Here is a 1,364-nt window from a genome sequence, read left to right as displayed (position 1 = left end):
GGGGGCGCCCCCCCCCGCCGCCCCCCGCCGCCCCCCCCCCGCCCCCCCCCGCCCCCGCCGCCGCCCCTCTTTCCCGTTCGGGACCGCCCGGCCAGTACGCCACGACGTCACCACGCCACGACGCCACGACGTCACCGCGTCGCCGCGTCGCCGCGTCAGTACGTCACCACCACCCGGCGTGCCGGGCCGTCGACCCGTATCGTCCCGCCGTACGGGACGATCAGCTGCGGGTCCGTGTGCCCGAGGTCCACGTCGAAGACGGCCAGGGTCCCCGGCGCGTACTCGCCGAGCGCCCGCTCGACCGCCGCCCGCTGCTCGGACGCGTAGCGCGCGCCCTCGGCAGGCGTGGTCCGCCGCTGCCGCGACCAGGTCTTCGGGCGCCCCATCAGCAGAGCGGGGAACCGCCCGAGCAGCCCGCGCTCGCCCATGCCGCGCAGGACCCCGTACACCTCCGCGGCCGACGGCATCTCCTCCGACGTCTCCAGCAGCAGGACGCACCCGTCGTACACCGACAGGTCCGCCCCGATCTCCCGGTCCGACGCCAGCAGCGAGGACAGCACCTCCAGGCACCCGCCCCAGCTCGGGCCCTCCACCACCCGCTCGGGGCCCCACCACGACCAGCCGCCCGCCGGGCGGGTCTCCGGCTCCGCCTCGAACGTCGCGGGATCGGCCCAGTCCCGGTCCCTGTCCCGGAACCGGACCGCCGGGCGGAGCTCGTAGCGCCCCGGCGTGAACAGCGCGGCCCGCAGCGACTCGGCCGTCAGCGGGTCCATCCGGCCGGGCCTGCCGAGCTCCACCATCACGCTGCCGCCGTGGTAGCCGACGATGCCGGTGTTCCACAGGTACGCCAGCAGATTGGTGTTGTCGCTGTAGCCGAAGAACGGCTTCGGGTGCGACGCGATCAACTCCCTGTCCAGATAGGGCAGCACGGTGATCTGATCGTCGCCGCCGATGCTCGCGATGACGGCCTTCACCGTGGGGTCGGCGAACGCGGCGTGGAGGTCGGCGGCGCGCTCCCGCGCACCGGCCCCCATCCGGCGCGTCGTCGGGTACTCCACCGGAACGAGGCCGAAATCCCCGGCGAGGCGACGCAGCCCCAGCTCGAAGGGGAGTGGCAGGATCTCCGGCAGGCCCGAGGACGGTGAGAGCACCGCGATCCGGTCGCCGGGACGCGGCTTCTGCGGATACTCCGGGCGGCGCGGCCCGGCCCCCCCGGCGGGGGGGGGCGGCGCCCCCCCGCCCCCGGGGGGGCGGCCCCCGGGGGGGGGGGGGGGGGGGGGGGGGGCGGAGCGGTATACGACGCGGCTGCGGGGCGGCGAGGTGCGGGTGGCGCGGGTGACGGAGAGGGGCACGGAGAGCCCGCG

1 protein-coding gene is annotated in these 1,364 nt (G+C 76.9%); it reads right to left on the bottom strand.

Going from position 1 to position 1,364, the window contains the following annotated elements; genetic code table 11:
• Nucleotides 1-155: 155 nt before the first annotated feature.
• Nucleotides 156-1,151: a S66 family peptidase gene (locus LCE31_RS26220; RefSeq protein ID WP_225018307.1), complete on the bottom strand. Its 996-nt coding sequence runs from the start codon at nt 1,149-1,151 to the stop codon at nt 156-158.
• Nucleotides 1,152-1,364: the final 213 nt, after the last annotated feature.

The sequence above is a fragment of the Streptomyces sp. 8L genome (assembly GCF_020176795.1).
Lineage (GTDB): Bacteria > Actinomycetota > Actinomycetes > Streptomycetales > Streptomycetaceae > Streptomyces.
Note: the sequence above shows the minus strand (reverse complement) of the source record. Positions and strands in the feature narration are given on the sequence as shown.